At 63.1% G+C, this 17,829-nt stretch carries 17 protein-coding genes; 2 read left to right on the top strand and 15 right to left on the bottom strand.

Features of this window, described 5'->3' with window-relative positions:
• Together ACK41V_RS09205 and ACK41V_RS09210 are read right to left on the bottom strand one after the other, a co-directional pair.
• A partial coding sequence (locus ACK41V_RS09205) for a hypothetical protein (protein ID WP_409780979.1) occupies window positions 1-553 on the bottom strand: 553 nt, incomplete at its 3' end.
• A gap of 45 nt (window positions 554-598) precedes the next feature.
• Complete coding sequence (locus ACK41V_RS09210) at window positions 599-2,716, bottom strand: catalase (RefSeq protein ID WP_409780982.1); 2,118 nt, start codon at window positions 2,714-2,716, stop codon at window positions 599-601.
• Between the two features lie 233 nt (window positions 2,717-2,949).
• Here ACK41V_RS09210 and ACK41V_RS09215 point away from each other — a divergent pair, with 233 nt between their 5' ends.
• A complete protein-coding gene (locus ACK41V_RS09215; protein WP_409780985.1) occupies window positions 2,950-4,428 on the top strand; it encodes a rhomboid family intramembrane serine protease in 1,479 nt (492 codons plus the stop codon).
• A 30-nt stretch (window positions 4,429-4,458) separates the two neighbouring features.
• On the opposite strand, the gene ACK41V_RS09220 is transcribed toward ACK41V_RS09215, so the two are convergent.
• The 8 genes from ACK41V_RS09220 to ACK41V_RS09255 form a co-directional block, all read right to left on the bottom strand.
• Window positions 4,459-5,502 carry a c-type cytochrome gene (locus ACK41V_RS09220; RefSeq protein WP_409780988.1) on the bottom strand — a complete coding sequence of 348 codons (1,044 nt, stop codon included), beginning with the start codon at window positions 5,500-5,502 and terminating at the stop codon, window positions 4,459-4,461.
• A 180-nt stretch (window positions 5,503-5,682) separates the two neighbouring features.
• Window positions 5,683-6,756: an ABC transporter substrate-binding protein gene (locus ACK41V_RS09225; protein ID WP_409780991.1), complete on the bottom strand. Its 1,074-nt coding sequence runs from the start codon at window positions 6,754-6,756 to the stop codon at window positions 5,683-5,685.
• 64 nt (window positions 6,757-6,820) lie between these two features.
• Window positions 6,821-7,981, bottom strand: coding sequence for an NAD(P)/FAD-dependent oxidoreductase (locus ACK41V_RS09230; RefSeq protein ID WP_409780994.1), 1,161 nt, complete (start codon window positions 7,979-7,981; stop codon window positions 6,821-6,823).
• Window positions 7,978-9,390: an FAD-dependent oxidoreductase gene (locus tag ACK41V_RS09235; RefSeq protein WP_409780997.1), complete on the bottom strand. Its 1,413-nt coding sequence runs from the start codon at window positions 9,388-9,390 to the stop codon at window positions 7,978-7,980. Before ACK41V_RS09235 ends, ACK41V_RS09230 begins: the two co-directional genes overlap by 4 nt.
• Window positions 9,387-9,683, bottom strand: coding sequence for a (2Fe-2S)-binding protein (locus tag ACK41V_RS09240; RefSeq protein WP_409781000.1), 297 nt, complete (start codon window positions 9,681-9,683; stop codon window positions 9,387-9,389). Before ACK41V_RS09240 ends, ACK41V_RS09235 begins: the two co-directional genes overlap by 4 nt.
• Before the next feature lie 15 nt (window positions 9,684-9,698).
• Window positions 9,699-10,493, bottom strand: coding sequence for an ABC transporter permease (locus ACK41V_RS09245; protein WP_409781002.1), 795 nt, complete (start codon window positions 10,491-10,493; stop codon window positions 9,699-9,701).
• A 4-nt stretch (window positions 10,494-10,497) separates the two neighbouring features.
• Window positions 10,498-11,370: an ABC transporter permease gene (locus ACK41V_RS09250; protein WP_409781005.1), complete on the bottom strand. Its 873-nt coding sequence runs from the start codon at window positions 11,368-11,370 to the stop codon at window positions 10,498-10,500.
• Entirely contained in the window at window positions 11,367-12,485 is a 1,119-nt protein-coding gene (locus ACK41V_RS09255) for an ABC transporter ATP-binding protein (protein WP_409781008.1), read from the bottom strand. The genes ACK41V_RS09250 and ACK41V_RS09255 overlap by 4 nt, the downstream gene beginning before the upstream one ends.
• A gap of 285 nt (window positions 12,486-12,770) precedes the next feature.
• Between ACK41V_RS09255 and ACK41V_RS09260 the strand changes: the two genes are divergently transcribed.
• Window positions 12,771-13,637: an IclR family transcriptional regulator gene (locus ACK41V_RS09260; protein ID WP_409781010.1), complete on the top strand. Its 867-nt coding sequence runs from the start codon at window positions 12,771-12,773 to the stop codon at window positions 13,635-13,637.
• A gap of 70 nt (window positions 13,638-13,707) precedes the next feature.
• Here ACK41V_RS09260 and ACK41V_RS09265 read toward each other — a convergent pair whose 3' ends face one another.
• From ACK41V_RS09265 to ACK41V_RS09285, 5 genes are all read right to left on the bottom strand, one after another.
• Window positions 13,708-14,700 (bottom strand): putative phage abortive infection protein, encoded by a 993-nt coding sequence (locus ACK41V_RS09265; RefSeq protein WP_409781013.1) that lies wholly within the window; start codon window positions 14,698-14,700, stop codon window positions 13,708-13,710.
• Between the two features lie 93 nt (window positions 14,701-14,793).
• Window positions 14,794-15,855, bottom strand: coding sequence for a YhcG family protein (locus ACK41V_RS09270; protein WP_409781016.1), 1,062 nt, complete (start codon window positions 15,853-15,855; stop codon window positions 14,794-14,796).
• Window positions 15,856-15,929: 74 nt separating this feature from the next.
• Window positions 15,930-16,328, bottom strand: a complete 399-nt coding sequence (locus ACK41V_RS09275) for a type II toxin-antitoxin system RelE/ParE family toxin (RefSeq protein WP_409781019.1) — start codon at window positions 16,326-16,328, stop codon at window positions 15,930-15,932.
• 16 nt (window positions 16,329-16,344) lie between these two features.
• A complete protein-coding gene (locus ACK41V_RS09280; protein WP_409781022.1) occupies window positions 16,345-16,668 on the bottom strand; it encodes a type II toxin-antitoxin system Phd/YefM family antitoxin in 324 nt (107 codons plus the stop codon).
• 249 nt (window positions 16,669-16,917) lie between these two features.
• Window positions 16,918-17,826 carry a LysR substrate-binding domain-containing protein gene (locus ACK41V_RS09285; protein WP_409781025.1) on the bottom strand — a complete coding sequence of 303 codons (909 nt, stop codon included), beginning with the start codon at window positions 17,824-17,826 and terminating at the stop codon, window positions 16,918-16,920.
• Between the last annotated feature and the right edge of the window lie 3 nt (window positions 17,827-17,829).

The following is a 17,829-nucleotide window of genomic DNA, read 5'->3' on the forward strand; positions in this document are numbered from 1 at the left end:
CGTTCTTCACTTCTTCCGGCGGCGGCAGCACGGCGGGCATGCCAAGCGCTTCGATCGACAGCTCGCGGCACCAGCCCTGGGTGTGATAGAGGTGGTGGTCTTCATCCTGCTCCACCGCTTCGTGCGCCATCTTCAGTGCCTTGCCGATGTCGCCGGTCGCCACTTCGGCCACCTTGCCCAGCAGCTCCCAGTTGGCGTGGTCCTTGGTCTCTGCATGCACCACACACTCGCACGCCACCAGTTGGGCGGCTGCGGGGTTGCCGCCCTTTTGGGCCAGTTGCATGGCTTTCACCAGCGACTCGCCAATGTGTTTCACCACCTGGCGCGTGTGTGTCTGCATGTCGGGGTCCAGGCCCAAGGTGTCGCACAGGCTGCGCACCACGTTTTGGTGGGTGAGCGTCTCTTCCAGATACTCCTCCCACTCCTTTTTCAGGTCGGGGTTGATGGCGCAGGCAATGGCGGTGCGGTAAACCTGCTCGCCACCGAGTTCGGTTTCCATCATCTGGATGACCAGATCATGGAGCTGCTGGCTGTCATAGCGGGGTTTGGACATGAGAGTCTCCTTGGATGGGTCTTGCGGGGAAGGAAGGTTTGAGGCTCACGCCAGGGTGCGCACCTTGGGTTCGCGGTCCCACTGGCGGGTTTGCGCAGCAGCGATGAAGCCCTGCGCGTCGGCCGGGTCCACCACGCCAGCGTCGGGCTCGATGCCACCGGCTTGCAGGATGGCCTGGGTGCCCTTGCAGGCAGCGATGGCCTTGAGGTGGCCAAACGCATCGCGGAACCAGTCCACGGCGGCCGCTTCTTTGGCCAGCACCGCACCCATGTCGGGCGATAGCACCGAGGCCACCGCGTCAAACACCACCGACGGTGTGCCTGCCAGCTGGCCGTCCGCAGGCAACAGCGTGCCGTCCTTCAGCACCGCACCCCCCACCTTGGGCGACACGATCTTGACGGTGGCACCCACCTTTTCGAGCGCCTTGCGCAGGTTGGCGATTGAGGTGCCGTTGGAGCCATCGGCCACCAGAATGCCCACACAACGCCCTTGCAACGTGGGCTTCATGCGGTCGATGATGCGCAGCGCAGGCGACAGGGCCAGGTCCTGCACGGGCTCTGCCGTCTGCGGGGCGGGCGGCAGGGCCTTCATGCCCAGGCCATCGGCCACGCGCTGGGCCAGTTCCGGGTCCACATGCTGCAGATGACCCACCACGGCCTCCCGCACATGCAGCGTGGCGACCTTGGACAACTCGAACACCAGTGCAGATGCCATGTGTGCCTGTTCCAGCGGGCTCTGGCTGCGGAAGAACATGCGCGCCTGGCTGTAATGGTCGGCAAAGCTCTCGGGGCGCACACGGCCCTTCACACCGTCATCGGCCTGCGTGAAATGGCGGAACCCTTGTGCTTGTGATGCACGCGGCGTGTCGCCCTGCAAGCTGCTGGGCTCGTAGGCCACACGGCCTTTGGGCACCTGCATTTGCATGTGGCCGTCGCGCTGCATGTTGTGGAAGGGGCACTTGGGCGCATTGATCGGAATCTGCGTAAAGTTGGGCCCACCCAGGCGCGATAGCTGGGTGTCGAGGTACGAGAACAGCCGACCCTGCAGCAGCGGATCGTTGCTGAAGTCGATGCCGGGCGGCACGTTGGCGGGGCAAAACGCCACCTGTTCGGTTTCGGCAAAAAAGTTGTCGGGCCAGCGGTTGAGCACCATGCGGCCGATGGGCTGCAGCGGAATCAACTCCTCAGGGATGAGCTTGGTGGGGTCCAGATGGTCGAACGGGAAGCGCTCGGCGTCTTCTTCGGTGAACAGCTGCACCGACAGCTCCCATTCCGGGAAGTCGCCTGCCTCGATCGACTCGAACAGGTCGCGGCGATGGAAGTCGTTGTCGGCCGACTGCAGCTTGAGCGCCTCGTCCCACACCGTGGACTGAATGCCCAGCTTGGGACGCCAGTGGAACTTCACAAACGTGCTCTCGCCCGCCGCGTTCAGCAGCCGGAAGCTGTGCACGCCAAAACCTTCCATCGTCCGCAGGCTGCGCGGGATGGTGCGGTCGCTCATCGCCCACATGATCATGTGCATGGTCTCGGGCATCAGCGAGACAAAGTCCCAGAACGTGTCATGGGCGCTGGCCGCTTGAGGGAAGCCGCGGTCCGGCTCCATCTTCACGGCGTGCACCAGGTCTGGGAACTTCATCGCGTCCTGGATGAAGAACACCGGAATGTTGTTGCCCACCAGGTCCCAGTTGCCTTCGGGCGTGTAGAACTTGACGGCGAAACCGCGCACGTCGCGCGGGGTGTCCACCGAGCCTGCACCGCCCGCCACGGTCGAAAAACGCGTGAACACGGGGGTTTGCACGCCCACGTCGGTGAGTATCTTGGCGGTGGTGTATTGCTTGAGCGAATGGGTCAGCTCAAAAAAACCATGGGCCGCCGAGCCACGTGCATGCACGATGCGCTCTGGAATGCGCTCATGGTCAAAGTGGGTGATCTTCTCGCGCAGGATGAAGTCTTCGAGCAGCCCAGGGCCGCGTGGGGACGAGCGCAGTGAATTCTGGTTGTCTGCCACCGGGATACCCTGCTGCGTGGTCAGCACCGGGTGTTTGCCACCCGCTTGCTGTTGCAGTTCGCCCGCGTTGCCGCGGTGGGTTTCAGCTTGGGTGGAAGAAGGGGGTGCAGACGGCGATTTTGTCGCCGCGCCGCGCGAAGTGGGGGTTCGTGCCATGGGCGCTCCTGAGGGGTTTGTGGGGATCAATGAAGCCAAGCCAACATCGTTGGACGGCGGCCCCAAAGCCGGAGTAGGACGCAACCCCATCTGCGCGTGGTCGCCCGCACCAAATCGGCCACGCGCCCCGGCCCGGACGGGTGTTGGGGTTTGCTACGCTATCGCCCACTTGCCGCCTGGAAACGCCTTGAAGGGGTTCCTGCAGTTGTCCCCGCCTTCGCCCCAACCGATCCATGTTCTACGCCATCCCCCTCGAACATCGCCCCAGCTGGCGCAACCCGCCGTGGATGACGGTGCTGCTGATCGTGGTCAACATGATCGTGTTTTGGGGGCCCCAGCGCAGCGAAGAAAACGTCCGTGACCGCGCCGCCACCTTCTACGTGGCCAGCCCTTTGCCCGCCATCGAAGTGCCTCGTTTTGTGGCCTGGCTGGAAGAAACCGGCGACAAGCATCTGAAAGAAGCCCGCGCTCTGCAAAAGGCGGGCAACCACCGCATGCTGCTGCGCTGGATGGAGCAGGAAGACGACTTTCAGCAGCGCGTGAAAGCCCCGGGTTTTGTGTCACAAGAAAACCCGCAGTACGCCGACTGGAAATCTGCCCGCACCCAGTACGAAGCCCGCCTGCCCGCGCCCTTCACCCGCAAGTGGGCGCAGAGCTATGCCAAGGATGCCGAGCCCAACCCCGTCACCTGGCTCACCGCCACGTTCCTGCACGGCAGCACGGGGCACCTCATCGGCAACATGGTGTTTTTGTTTCTGTTCGGCTTTTCGGTAGAACTGGCGCTGGGCCGGGGCTGGTACCTGGCGTTTTATTTGTTAGGGGGCCTGGGCGGATCGCTGCTGGCGGGCTGGGCCTATGCGGGCACGGGCAGCTATGGCCTGGGCGCCTCAGGCGCTGTGTCGGCCCTGATGGGCATGTATGCCGTGCTGTACCGACTGCGGCGGGTGCGGTTCTTCTACCAGCTGTTCTTTTATTTCAACTACGTCACTGCACCGGCATTGCTGCTGCTGCCTGCGTGGATTGCCAACGAGCTGCTGCAGCACTGGCTCAGCGGCAAAGGCGTGGCCTACATGGCCCACCTGGGCGGCTTGGTGACGGGCGCATCGCTGATGGCGCTGACCATGCTGCTGCGCAAGAAGCCGTTGGAGGTGCCCGTGACGCAGGACGAGGCGGAAGGCGGAGACGACGGTTTTGACACCCACGTGGCCAACGCCCAGCGCCTGGCCCAAGGGATGCAATTTGAGCAGGCGCTGACCCAATGGCGCGCCGCCGCCAAGCTGCGCCCCCAAGACCAGCCGGTGCTGAGCGCCTGGTTCAAAACCGCATCGCTCTGGCCCGACGGCGAAGACTTTCACCGCGCCGCGCGCCGCATCTTCCGCCTGCAAGCCCACGACACGGCGACGCTCGATTTTCAGCACACCAGCTACCGCACGTACCTGGACAAAGCCAAGCCAGGCGCCCGTTTGCAACCCGACGATATGGCCCGCCTGTCACGCCGCTTTGCGCGGGCGCAGCAGTGGGACGATGCGGAGAAGCTGTTCAACGCGCTGCACAAAACGGCCCCTGCACACCCGGAGCTGGGGGAAACACTGGGCATGCTGGTGTCGGCGTTGTGCCACGCGGGGCGGCGGGAGCAGGCAGCTGCTTTTGGGCCGCAGCTGGAGAAGCTGGCGCCGAGGAGCGCGGGGTTGCAGATGTTGCGAGGGCGGTGATTTTCTAGCATTAAAAATTGACAAAAACCGTCACCCCGGTATCCGCAACCCCGAAGAAACCGAAGGCACATTCGACGGCTGATGCTGCTGCCCCTTAGGCGCCTCTACCCGCACCAGATGCGCATCAGCAGCTCCGCCCACACGTCCTACATCTTCGCTGCGTGGCGCCCCTGCACCAGCACCCCCCGCCTTCGCACTCCCCCCAGGCGCCGTCAAAAACAAATACAAGGCCTGCGCATCCACATCACTCAATTGCCCCAGCGACTCAAACGGCATCACCTGAATCGGCGTGCCATCCGGCCGCTTACCTGTGCGCAGCATGGTCACAAAACTGGCGCTGCTGGCATAGCGCCCCATGGCGCTGTCCTTGCCGGGGCGGATGTCCGATGCGGCGGGCCAGTCGGGCGGGCCGCCCGGGATCTTGCCGCCCGACAGGTCTGCGCCGTGGCAGCCAATGCACATGTTGGCCACGTACTGGCCGTTGGCCACCGTCAAGCCCGCGGGCACGGGGCGCGATGGCGCTAGCTGGTGGTCGATGCGTGCCGCTGCATCGGGGATGGCGCCCAGGCCGTACAGCACCCAGGCCGGGCGGGGCAGATCGACCACAGCAGCGGTGCCTTCTTGGGGTGGCAACTGGCGCACGTACGAAACCAGGGCATTCAGGTCGTCGTTGGTAAAACGGTTGTAGTCCTCACTGGGCATCACCAGCAGCGGGCGGCCATTGGGCTTGACGCCGTGGCGGATCACGCTGTTCCAGTCTTCGGGCTGGTAGCGGGCGACCACGCCAGCGGGTGTGATGTTGGGGCCCGCCAGGCGCGTGCCCTTGCCATCGTTCACAAACTCGCGGCCCGTGCCCTGTGCACCGTGGCAGTCGGTGCAGCCGCGCGATGCATACAGATACCGCCCGCGCTCAATCGTCTGCGCGTCGGTGGTGTAGGCCACGGGGCGGGGCTTGATGTCGATGTAACGATTGCGCTTTTGCTCGGCCAGATACAGGCCGCTGGCCGCCGTGGCGGCGACGATGACAGCCAGCAGCAGTGCGCTGCCAGCGGTCCATTTGATCCAGCGTTTCATGGTGGTATCCCTCTTCTTCGAATGAATGGCTCACTGAACGAATCAGCGTGTTCAGGCGCTGGATTCTGAATTCGAAGAAGCGGTTTGTGACCCCCTACCGCCGCAGGGTGGGACACAGTCGGTGACATTTGTCACAAACACCCCGCTGGTGTGGCCCGTGGCGGGCGGGGTGCAGCGCGCTCAGCGCTCGATGGTCTTGTTCCAGCGCGTGTTCCATGTGGGGCGGTTGGAGTTCACGCTGTCCCAGTCCAGGGTCACGGCGTTCTTCATCCACTGATTGATCTTGGCGACCTGCTCGGCGCCTTCGCCCACGGCGGGGGCTTTGGGGTTGGTGGGGATCTGCGCGCCAAACTGCAGCACATTGGCCTGCGCCAGCGGGCTCAGCAGAAACTCGGCCAGCTTTTGCGCCAGCTCGGGTTCGTTGTTCTTGGCGATCACGCACTGAGCCGTCATCAGCACCACCGAGCCTTCCTTGGGCTGGGCGTATTCGACCGGGATTCCCTTGGTCTTGAGTGCAGACACGGCCGTAGGTGTGAGCGGGAAGATCGCAGCCTCGCCCGTTTGCACCATCTCGGAGATCTTGGCCGAGCTGGGGATGTACTCCAGTACGTTGGGTCCAATCGTCTTGGCCCAGTTGTTGAAACCTGGTTCCACATTCTTGTCATTGCCGCCCTGGATGCGGTTGAACATCAAAAATCCGTGCAGTCCGAACGATGACGACGGCATGGACTGGAACACCACTTTGCCTTTGAATTTCGGGTCCGCAAAGTCCATCCATGAGGTGGGCGCAGCCCAGCCCTTTTCGGCAAACATCTTGGTGTTGTAGGCAATGCCCGTCATGCCCACGCTGACGCCGCTGGCCAGGTCGTCCTTGAAGCGGGCGGCGGGGTAAATCTCGCTAAGGTGCGGGTTGGGCTTTTGCTTCTCACACAGGCCCATGCCCATAGCGCGCACCATCACGCCATCGTCCAGAAACATCACATGCATCTGCGGCTTGTCCTTGTTGGCCTGGGCCTTGGCCAGGATGTCGGACGAGGTGCCTGGCACCACCACCACCTTGGCGCCGTGCAGCTTTTCAAACGCCGGGAACACGTACTGCGTATACGCCTTCTCCATGGTGCCGCCGTTCATGCCGATGTAGATCGTCTTGGTTTGCGCGGTAGCGGTGCCCGCTACCGCAATGGCGGCCATGGTGGCAACGGCCAGAAGTTTGCGGCGGGCGGGGCTTGCATGGCGAAGGGCAAAGGTGGTCATGGTGATTTCCTTTCGGGTGAGGGGGAAGAGGTCGCTATAGAAAGCAAAACGGTGGCAGTTGTTTTCAGTGGGCGACCGCAGCGGTGGCCACTTGCGCCGATGCGGTGGGGAGAAATCGCTCAATCGCGAAGGCATCAATCGGCGTGGTGCTGCGGCCATCTCGGGCCAGCTCTGCCAGCACCTCGCCCACGCCGGGGCCAATCTGAAAACCTGCGCCTGCAAAGCCAAAGCCGTGGATCAGTCCGGGTGTGGTACTGCTTTGGCCCAGCACCGGCTGGCGGTCGGGAAGATAGCCTTCGGTGCCGCTCCAAGTGCGAATGAAGTGCGCGTTTTTCAGCGCTGGCAGTAGCTCGACTGCTTGAACGGAGAGAGCGGCGATGGCGCTGCGCTCTGAGCGGGCGCGGTCGGCATCCAGCGCCACACCCGCGCCACCGCCCAGCACCAGGTTGCCGCGCGCCACCTGGCGGCAGTAGATGCCGCCGCCTTCCACGCCCAGGCTCCAGTGCATGAAGAAGGGCAGGGGCTCGGTCACGGCCATGGCTGGGTGGCCTGAGTGGATGGGCACAGGCTCGCCAAACTGCGAGGCCAGGGCACCGGCCCAGGCACCTGCGCAATTGATGAGCACCGGCGCGCGCACGGCCACGGCGTTGCCTGAGCGCACGGTGAACTGCTGCCCGTCATGCTCCACCGATGTCATCGGCGTGCGTTCCAAAATCTGCGCCCCGGCGCGTTGTGCAGCCAGCGCAAAGGCGGGCGACACCAGGCGTGGGTTGGCCTGCCCGTCATCGGGGCACAGCGATCCACCCACCGCGCGCCCGCCCAGCCAGGGGCAGCGCTCGCGCAGCGTGGCGCCGGAGATGAGCTGTAGTCCCAAGTCAAAGTCGCGGCTCAGCGCGGCGTAGGCTTCCAGCGAAGCCATGTCCGCTTCGCTGCGGCCAATCTTGAAGTGCCCGGTGCGCTGGTACTCGCCATCGGTGCCGATGAGTGCAGGCAGATCTGCCCAGACCTGGTGCGCGCGCAGCGCCAGGGGTAGCTGGCTCACGGGGCGGCCCTGGCGGCGCACGCCGCCGTAGTTCACGCCGCTCGATCGCGAGCCACACAGGTCGCGCTCCAGCAGCACCACGCTGACGCCCTTGCGGCGTAGTGCCAGCGCGGCCGACGCGCCCACAATGCCGCCGCCCACAATGGCGACATCGGTGTCAATCGTTCGGGTGGCGGTGGTCATGCGGCGGCCTCCGCCTGGGTGTGGTGCGGTTCAGCGGCATGTGCTTGCAGATGGATCGGAATCGGCTTGATGGGCGCTTGTCCACGCAGGCGCCCCACCAGCTCTACCGGCTTGCCGGTGGCTTGGGCCAGGATTTCCGCCGCAGCCACGCCGCACATGCGGCCCTGGCAGCGGCCCATGCCCACGCGGGTCAGGGCCTTGAGGCGGTTCATCTCGTCGGCCCCGGTGTTGCGGGCGCAGGCGCGCAGCTCGCCTGCTGTGATGTTCTCGCAGCGGCACACCACCAGCGCATCGGGTGCGTGGGCGGCCCAGTCGGTGGGGAAGGGGAAGGCGCGTTCCAGTCCTTGTCTGAAGGGCATCACGTTCGTCAACTTGTGCTCTAGTTCTCCGGCACGTGCGGCATCTACCTTCACGCCGTGGTCGGCCAGCAGTGCCAGCGCGGCGCGCTCGCCCGCCCATTCGGCTGCATCGGCGCCCAGGATGCCCGCGCCATCGCCCGCCAGGTACACACCCGCCACGCTGGTGCGGCCCGCGCTGTCGCGCTCGGGCAGGTGGGCGCGGTGCATCGGCGCCCAGGCAAAGCGACAACCCAGCAGGTCGGCCAGTTGGGTCTCGGACCGCAGTGCGTAGCCAAAGCCCACGGCGTCGCAGGGCATGGTGTGCTCGTTGTTCCCGTCGCTCCACACCACGGCGTTCACCCGTGTGTCGCCTTGCACGCGTACGGGGCGCACGCCGGTGTGCACCTGCACGCCCTTCGCGCGCAGCCAGCCCACGTAGTACATGCCTTTGGCCAACACGGCGGGCTGGGTCAGCATGCCGGGCAAGGCGGCCAACTGGTCGGCAAAGCGGGCCGTGTCCAGCACCGCAGCCACCTTCGTGCCCGCCTTGGCATACTGGTACGCCACCAGGTACAGCAGCGGCCCGGTGCCCATCAGCACCACGTTGCGGCCGATGGTGCAGCCCTGGAACTTGAGCGCCACTTGAGCGCCACCCAGCGTGTACACGCCGGGCAGTGTCCAGCCCGGCACGGGTAGCACGCGGTCGGTGGCGCCGCTGGCCACGATGAGCTGGCCATAGGGCACCGTGCACGTGGTCTGTTTGGGGCCGTGCAGCACATCGAGCAAGCCGCCCTGGGCGTTCCACACCAGGCTGTTGGGTTGGTAGTCGATGTGGGCGTCCAGGCCATCCAGCGTGCTGTGCAATGCCGTGGCGCGCGTGGCTTCGGTGCCGTACAGCGTTTGCGGACTGCGGGCAAAGTGGGCAGGTGGGCGGCGGTAGATTTGTCCGCCGCCGCGCGCGGCCTCGTCAATCAGCACGGGCCGCGCACCGTGTGCGACCAGGGTCTGCGCGGCGCGAATGCCCGCAGGGCCTGCGCCGACGATGACCGGTTGCAAGTGGAGGGCGGTCATGCGGGTTCCCCGGTGGTCAGCTGCATGCCTGCCGTCACGAAGGTGGCGCAAGACCGCAGCCGCTCACCACTGGCGGTCAGCACCCAGCAGTCCTGGCATGCGCCCATCAGGCAAAACCCAGCACGCGGCTCGTGGCTGAACTCGTTGCGGCGCAACTGGGCGCGGTGGGTCAGGATGGCGGTCAGCACCGTGTCGCCTTCCAGAGCGGTGGCGGGCTCGCCATCGAGCACGAAGGGTACGGGCGCGCGGTCTTTTTCGGCTACGCGGTGGAGCAGGGCTGTATTCACAGTCATGGAAGTCGTGCCCATTTACTTGCGCCCTACCAGCACGCGGTCCAGTCCGTACACCCGGTCGAGAATCACCATCGCGCAGGCCGTCAAGGCCACCATCAGCGCCGACACGGCGGCCATCAGCGGGTCAATCGACTCGGTGGCATACATGTACATGCGCACCGGCAGCGTCACCGTGCTGGGCGACGTGACAAAGATCGACATGGTCACTTCGTCAAAGCTGTTGATGAAGGCCAGCAGCCAGCCGCCCGTCACACCGGGCAAGATCATCGGCAGCGTGATGCGCGTGAACACCGTGGCCTGGCTCGCGCCCAGCGACAGAGCGGCATGCTCGGCACTGCGGTCAAACCCCACCAGCGCAGCCACCACCAGCCGCAGCGTGTACGGCGTGACAATGAGCGCATGCGCAAACACCAGCCAGCCAAAGCTGCCCGTGCCGCCCAGCAACGCAAACAGGCGCAGCAGAGCCACGCCCAGCACCAGGTGCGGAATGATCAGCGGCGACAGGAACAGGCCGTTCAAAAAGCCACGCCCCGCAAACTCATAGCGCGTGATGGCGATGCCCGCTGGAACGGCCAGCACAGTGGCCAGCGTGGCCGATGCCAACGCCAGCCACAGGCTGTTCCAGAACGACTGCACAAAGTCTGAGTGCTCGAACACCGCCTTGAACCAGCGCAGCGAGAACTCGGTGGTGGGCAGCGTCAGCGTGTTGTGCGGCGTGAACGCCACGATGCACACCACCAGCAACGGTGCGAGCATGAAGGTGATGACCAGCGCGTTGAACGCCAGGGCGAGGGGGCCGTTCTTTTGCATAGCTTCAGCCCAACGCTTTCTTGTACCGGCCTTCAACGAGGCGGTTGTAGCTCAGCATGACCACCAGGTTGGCTACCAGCAGCGTCAGCGCAATCGCCGCACCCAGGGGCCAGTTCAGCTCATGCAGGTACTCGTCGTACACCACCGTGGCCACCATCTTCAGCCGCCGCCCGCCCAGCAGACCAGGGATTGCGAACGAGCTGGCCGCCAGCCCAAACACGATCAAACTGCCCGACAGAATGCCCGGCAGCACCTGCGGCAACACAATGCGCCGCAGCGTGGTGAACGGCGTGGCCTGCAGCGACAGGGCCGCGTTCTCCACACCCGGGTCCAGCTTTTGCAGCGATGTCCACACCGGGATCACCATGAAGGGCAGCATCACATGCACCAGCGCAATCACCACGGCGATCTCGGTGTAGAGCATCTTCACGGGGCCAATGCCCACCCATTGCAGCGCGCCATTCACCAGCCCCTCGGGGCCCAGCAGCATGCTCCAGCCAAAGGCCCGCACCACCACGGATACGAGCAGCGGCGCCAGCACCACCAGCAGCAAGATGGAGCGCCACGGGTTGCCCATGCGGCTCAGGATGTAGGCCTCGGGCGCGCCGATTAGCACGCAGATCAGCGTGACCAGCCCCGCAATCCAGAACGTGCGCCAGAAGATCGTGTGGTAGTACGAATCGGTGAACACGTGGGCGTAGTGCTCCAGCGTGAACTCACCCGCCTTCACCCCCGTGGCCGGGTCGAACGCGTTGAACGACAGCACCGCGGTGAGCGCCAGCGGCACCAGCAGCAGCACCGTGAACAGCACCAGCGCCGGGCCCGACAGCCACCAGGGCGCGGCCTTTTTGTGCAGCAAGGTGGTGGCCAGGCTCATGGCGCCACCTCGGCGGTGGTGTCTTCGGCCTCCAGCTCGGCCATCGCCGTTTCATCAGCAGGCAACAAGCGCATGCAGTGGTCGGGCCAGTCCACGCCCGTGCGCTCGCCCTCGGCCAGATCGGGGCGGCCGTCGTTGGGCGTCAGCACCATCAGGTCTCCCACGGGTGTGCCGATGCGGTACAGCCACTGGCTGCCCAGAAAGAAACGCTCACACACCTCGCCATCCATCCGGCCTTGCACGGCGGGCACCAATTGCACTTTTTCAGGCCGCACGCTCAGCAGTACGGCGGCGCCGGGGCGGTAGCGGGCACCGTCCACCTCTACCGCCAGCGTGCCCACCTTCACATGCGTGTGTGTGCCATCTGCACCGCTCGAATGGGTGACCTTGCCCGGCAGCAGGTTGGCCTTGCCCACAAAGGTGGAGATAAAGCGGGTTCGCGGGTGTTCGTACACGCGGTGCGGGTGGTCGATCTGCGTGGCGCGGCCAGCTTCCATCACCACCACACGGTCGCTGATGGACATGGCCTCGCTCTGGTCGTGCGTGACCATGATGGTGGTCGTGCCCACCTTACGCTGGATCTGCCGCAGCTCAAACTGCATTTCTTCGCGCAGCTTGGCGTCGAGGTTGGACAGGGGCTCGTCCAGCAGCAGCACCGGCGGCTCAATCACCAGCGCGCGCGCCAGTGCCACACGCTGGCGCTGCCCGCCCGACAGCTCGCGCGGGTAGCGCGTGGCATGCGCCTCCAGGTGCACCAGCGCCAACGCCTGGGCCACACGCTCGGCACGCTCGGCCTTGGGCACCTTGCGCATCTCCAGCCCAAAGCTCACGTTGGCCGCCACCGTCATGTGCGGAAACAGCGCGTAGCTTTGGAACACGATGCCCAGCCCGCGCGTGTTGGCCTTGGCGTGCGTGATGTCCTTGCCGTCCAGTTCTATGCGCCCGCTGGTCACCGCCTCGAACCCCGCCACCATCTGCAGCGTGGTCGTCTTGCCGCAGCCCGAGGGCCCGAGCAGCGACACAAACTCACCCTTTTGCACCGTGAGGTTCATCGCCTGCACCGCGCAGGTGCTGCCATAAAACTTGGTCACATCCGTGAGCTTGAGAAACGACATGGCGAAAGCCTTTCCGGTGGAGGCACTGCGCGGGTCGGCTGGGGCCTGCGCGTGTCACCTGCTGTGGAGTTGCATGGATGGGCTGTGGGGCTTTGGAGTGATTGCACCGGGGTGGTGCAATCGCCTCGCAAAAATTGAAGCAGCCGCTCGATTCGATTGAATCTATTGCAATAAACAAACCAGAACGCTGCGGGTATTCCATTAAACAGAATATTTTTTAAATTTATTCCATTCAATGAAATATCATGCCGTTAGTTTGAACACAAAATTCCACAGGAGCGAGGTATGGAAGCCGAATCAACCGCACCCATCGCTTCAGGCGGCGTACCCCGGGTGTTTGCCGTCATCCGCGCGCTGTCTGCGGTGCAAAACGAGGGTGGGCGAGTCACCCAATTGGCGCGTGCCGTGGGCCTCACGCAGGGCACCACGCACCGTTTGCTGCAGTCGCTCGTGGCAGAGGGCATGGTCGAGCAGGACGAGCGCAGCAAGCTCTACCGCCTGAGCATGGACTTTTTCGCCCTGGCTGCCAAAGCGGGCAACCCCGGAGATTTGCGCAGCCTGTGCCGTCCCGTGCTGTTGCGCCTGTGCGCCAGCCTGGGCGACAGCATCTTTCTGTTGGTGCGCAGCGGGTTCGACGCCGTGTGCCTGGACCGCAGCGAAGGCCCGTTCCCCATCCGCTCCTTCACCGGCGATATCGGCGGTCGAGTGGCCCTGGGCGTGGGGCAGGGCGCCCTGGCCATCCTGGCGTTCTTGCCCGAGGCCGAGCGCGAAGAAGTCATCCGCTTCAACCTCTCGCGCGTGCGCGAATACGGCGTGTTTGACGAGGTTTACCTGCGCACCGAAATCGAGCGCGTGCGCCAGTTGGGCTACGCGGGCCGCAACACGGGTTTGCTTGAAGGCATGGCCGGCGTAGCCGTGCCCATCTGCGACCGAGAAGGCCGGGCTGTGGCGGCGTTGAGCGTGGGCACCATTTCTGCGCGCTTGAACGATGATCGCTTGCCAACGGTGGTGGAGTTGCTCAAGCGCGAGGCCGCGGTGATTGGGCCGAAGATCAATCCGTTTGATGCGACGCTGCGGCGGCCTGCGCAAAGCCTCTCGGGTGGGGCGCTGGGGCAGGTGATTAGGCTTGGCGGTACCGTGAACGAGACCTGATTTTGCTCGCGTCCCAAACTGCAGTCGAGGATGCAAGCGATCAGGAATGAGTTTCGTCGCTTAGACGTGTCTACGTATTTGGCGGGAGACCGAGTTGTATCTTGGCAAGAGACGACTGGAACGCCTCGGCTTTGTATGGCCATCGAGCATCCCCATCCCGGGTTTTCGGCCGTTGCGCTGCTGGACACATGGTCAACTCATCAGATGCCCATCTAATTAGTTCATCGGATGAGACTAAATTGTCGAAAATTGCGTACTTGTTTGCATAAAAAGCAAGTTTCTCACCTTCTCGAATAAGGCCGTTGTAGTAAAGGAAAACTAATTCAATCCAAGAAAGTTGTGAGCGCACCAATGCGCAGTAATGCCACTTGCGTTCGATTGCCATAGGACTTTCGTCGATCCAACGGATGAGGCGATAAAGGGTTCGAAAGGGAGCATCAAAATCGGATTTGTGTGTGTGATAGAGCTTCTGGTATTCAATTGTTGCGAAGAACTGTCTTTCACCCATTTGTTTTATCCCATTTGGTCCGGGTGTATTAATTCGTATGTATGCTTCGTTTGCCGCGCTATCAGAATCTAGTACGACAGGAATGTTTAGATGTGCTCCACCGAAAGCGATGGTCTTTAGCGGAGATAAGGCCTGCTGGTACAGATGCTGCATCACCATTCTGCCTCTGTAGTTTTCTCTTTCTATTTCTTTGATCTGAGAGTGATAGTTGCCTAACCAAGCGAACATGGATTGTTCGAAACTCATTTGTGCAGCAGCTTCGTTTGCTGCTTTCATTTCTTTCAGTGAAGCTCTCAATTCCTTTCGCTGAGTGACTATAGAAATTATTACAAGGAGAACTGTAGCTAAACCTACTGCAGGGTTAAGTAGTCCGCCCACGTAGTCGCCAAAGGTGCCCCAGTCACCGGCGCTATCAGAGATAGGTTGATTAGAGAATTTGAATGCAAACACCGAAACAACGAGAATCGCAAAAACGAATACAGCTAGTCCAATTTTTAGCAAAAAATCGGGAAATTCGTCATCGGAAAATGGCTCGGTTTGATTTTCTTTAGTCATGGTGGATGAATCAATGAGCGGTTGTGGAGGGGGCAGCATACTGTTGCCGCAAGGCGTGGTGGAAGAAGCGATGGAATGAGGACATTTGCTGTGTCAATGTTCGTTCTTGTCCTCAAGCAAAACACCCCGCTGCGCCAACCGCTCCCGCGCCTCCAGCAACGCCTGATGCAGTTGCTGCTCCAGCTCAGCCTTTGGGGGCAACTCCGTCCAATACTCCGCTACCGTGATGCCGTCCTTGTGCATTTCCAGCAACTCCACTTGCTCCCTGCTGGACTCTGCGCACAGGATGAGGCCGATGGGCGCTTCTTCGCCGGGCTGGCGTTCGTGTTTGTCCAGCCATTTCAGATACAGCTCCATCTGACCTTTGTGGGCAGCCTTGAAGCGGCCCAGTTTCAGCTCGATCGCCACAAGGCGGCGCAGGCGGCGGTGGTAGAAAAGCAGGTCGAGGTAGAAGTCGTCGCCGTCGATGACCATGCGCTTTTGCCGTTCGACAAAGGCAAAGCCCCGGCCCAGTTCCAGGATGAAGGCTTCCAGCTGGCGCAGGATGGCGGTTTCCAGGTCGGCTTCGTCGTGACCCTGGCGGAGGCCCAGGAAGTCGAGAAAGTACGGGTCTTTGAAAACGAGGGCCGGGCTGTGGCTGGAGGCGTTGTTTGACGCTGTGTGAATGGGGGCGTCGGCCTGCAAGGATGCAAGCTCAGTGCGTTCAAAGGCTTTGCGGTCGATTTGGTGGCGCAACTCGCGCACGCTCCAGGTGTTGGCTGCAGCTTGGCTTGCGTAGAACTGGCGTGCCTGCTCGGTTTTGAGGGGAATCAGGTTCACAAAGTGACTCCAGCTCAATTGTCGCGACAGTGTCGCGACAATCTCCGGCTGCGGGAACGTCTGGGCGAACTGCACCATGCGCCGCAGGTTCTTGGCTTCAAACCCACGGCCAAACTCTTGCGCCAGTTGTTCGCCCACGCGTTGGATCAGCTGGTCGCCATACTTGGCGCGGTCTGCGCCACCCAACACTTCGGTGCGCAAGCGTTCGCCCACAGTCCAGTAAAGGCGGGTCAACTCGGCGTTCACCGCTGCTGCCAGGCGCTGGCGGCTGGTGGTGATCAAAGCGCGTAGCTCTGCGTGCAGGTTGTCGTTGGCAGTGGCGGGCAATTTACTCATGGGTCGTGCTCTGTGCTGTTGTCGGCAAGTTGTGCGATGCCTGGTTTTAGTTGTGTTGATCGCGCGCCTAGCGCTTACGCATCCCAATGGCTTTCAAAATCAAACGACAGCTGCCGCTGGTGCCGAATCGACAGCAGATAAACCGTGCCTTGGATGCGCGCATACAGCAGCAGGTAGTGCGTCATCACGTACTCGCGCAGTTCGCCGTCTTGGGCGATGGCACCGAGTTGCTGGGTAAGGCGCGCAACGCCGTTGGCGGCCTCCACCGACCGCACAGGGCGCTCTAAAAACAGTCGCCCCAGGCCCGGAAAGCGCTCCAGGTTGGGGATGGTGGTGTCCATCAGTTCGTCCAGAAGCGCATCGAATGCGTGGGGCGCTTGGGCGGCTGTCAAGAAGACTTCAATCTCGGCAAGGTTGCGTTCGAAGTTGGCTGTGAGCTTGATGACTGTGGTTGGGTTGTTGGGGGCGGTCATGCTGCAAGCCGCTCCATCAGTCTGGGCTTGGAGCTGGGGCGGCGTTGGCTGCGGTAGCGCGGCGGCGTTGCAGTGCAGACAGCGTGCTGCGGGCGTCCTTGACCTTGCCTGCAGCTACATCGGCCAGGCCTTGGCTGGCGTCGTTGATGAGCAGCAAATGAATGCGCTCGCGTTCCAACTGGTGGTAGTAGTCAAGCCGCCGGGCATCGATCATGGCGATGTAGCTCTCACCGTTTTTGGTGATGATTTTTTCGGCGCCTGCCTTCACCTGGTCGGCCAGCTCTGACAGGTTGGCGCGGGCTTGGGACAGGGGGATCACGTCACTGGCGGAGATGGCCATGGGGGGCTCCTTTGCTGTACAAAATTTTGTGCATCATACGCGCGCTCTTGGGGCATCGATGCGGGGCATCTACGGCGGTTTTGCGTGGTGGATGACTGAGAAGTCCAAGCCATCGAAGCCGAAAATACTTCTGTTTTTATAGCTGCTAGCGATTTATCAGTAAGCGCTAGAGCCACTTTTCATTCATATTTTTGTCCACTTGCCGGTGCGGGCCGCCCGGCTAGCATTGCGCGCTGACGCGCCACCGCCTCACCCCTGCCGCTGCCCCGCGCACTCCCCCACCACCCAATCCCTGAACGCCTTCACCAACGGCGTCTGTGCGCGTGTCTCCGGGTACACCAAGTAATACGCGTCGTCGTTGCTGGTCAGCACGGTGGTCGATAGCTCTACCAGGCTGCCCGCGGCCAGCTCGGGTTCGATCAGAAAGCGGGGGAGCAGGGCGGCGCCCAGGCCGGATACGGCGGCTTGGGCGATCATGGCGAACTGTTCGGACCTCGGGCCGCGCAGCGCCAGGTTGGTGGGGGCGCCCACCCGTTCAAACCATTCGGCCCATTGGGTGGGGCGGGTGCTTTGCTGCAGCAGCACCACGCGGGCGATGTCTTGCGGGGTGTGTATGCCGTGCTGGTTTTGGTAGCCGGGGCTGCACACGGGCACCACTTCTTCGTGCATCAGGTATTGGCACACGGCGCCCGCCCAATGCGGCGCGCCGAAGTGGATGGCTGCGTCGAACGGGGTGCCGGCAAAGTCAAAGGGCTCGGTGCGGGCAGAAAAGTTGACCGTCACGTCCGGGTGCAGCGCCATGAAGCGCGGCAGGCGCGGGATGAGCCAGCGCGTGCCCAGCGTGGGCAGCACGGCCAGGTTGAGCAAACCGTCTGCGCTGGAAAACGCCATGGCTTTTTGGGTGATGGCTGAAAGTTGCTGCAGAACGCCCTGCACATCGGCGGCGTACACGCGGCCTGCGTCGGTCAGCACCACACGCTGGCGAACACGGTGGAAGAGGGCGGTGCCCAGTTGTTCTTCCAGCTGACGGATCTGGCGCGACACGGCGCTTTGGGTCAGGTGCAGTTCTGCGGCGGCGCGCGACACGCTGTGGTGGCGCGCGGCGGCCTCAAAGGCCAGCAGGTCGGCCATGGAGGGGAGGAAGGCGCGGCGCAGCATGTA

Origin of the sequence: Acidovorax sp. (assembly GCF_046291265.1) — a bacterium.
In the GTDB taxonomy this organism is placed as follows: domain Bacteria; phylum Pseudomonadota; class Gammaproteobacteria; order Burkholderiales; family Burkholderiaceae_C; genus Acidovorax.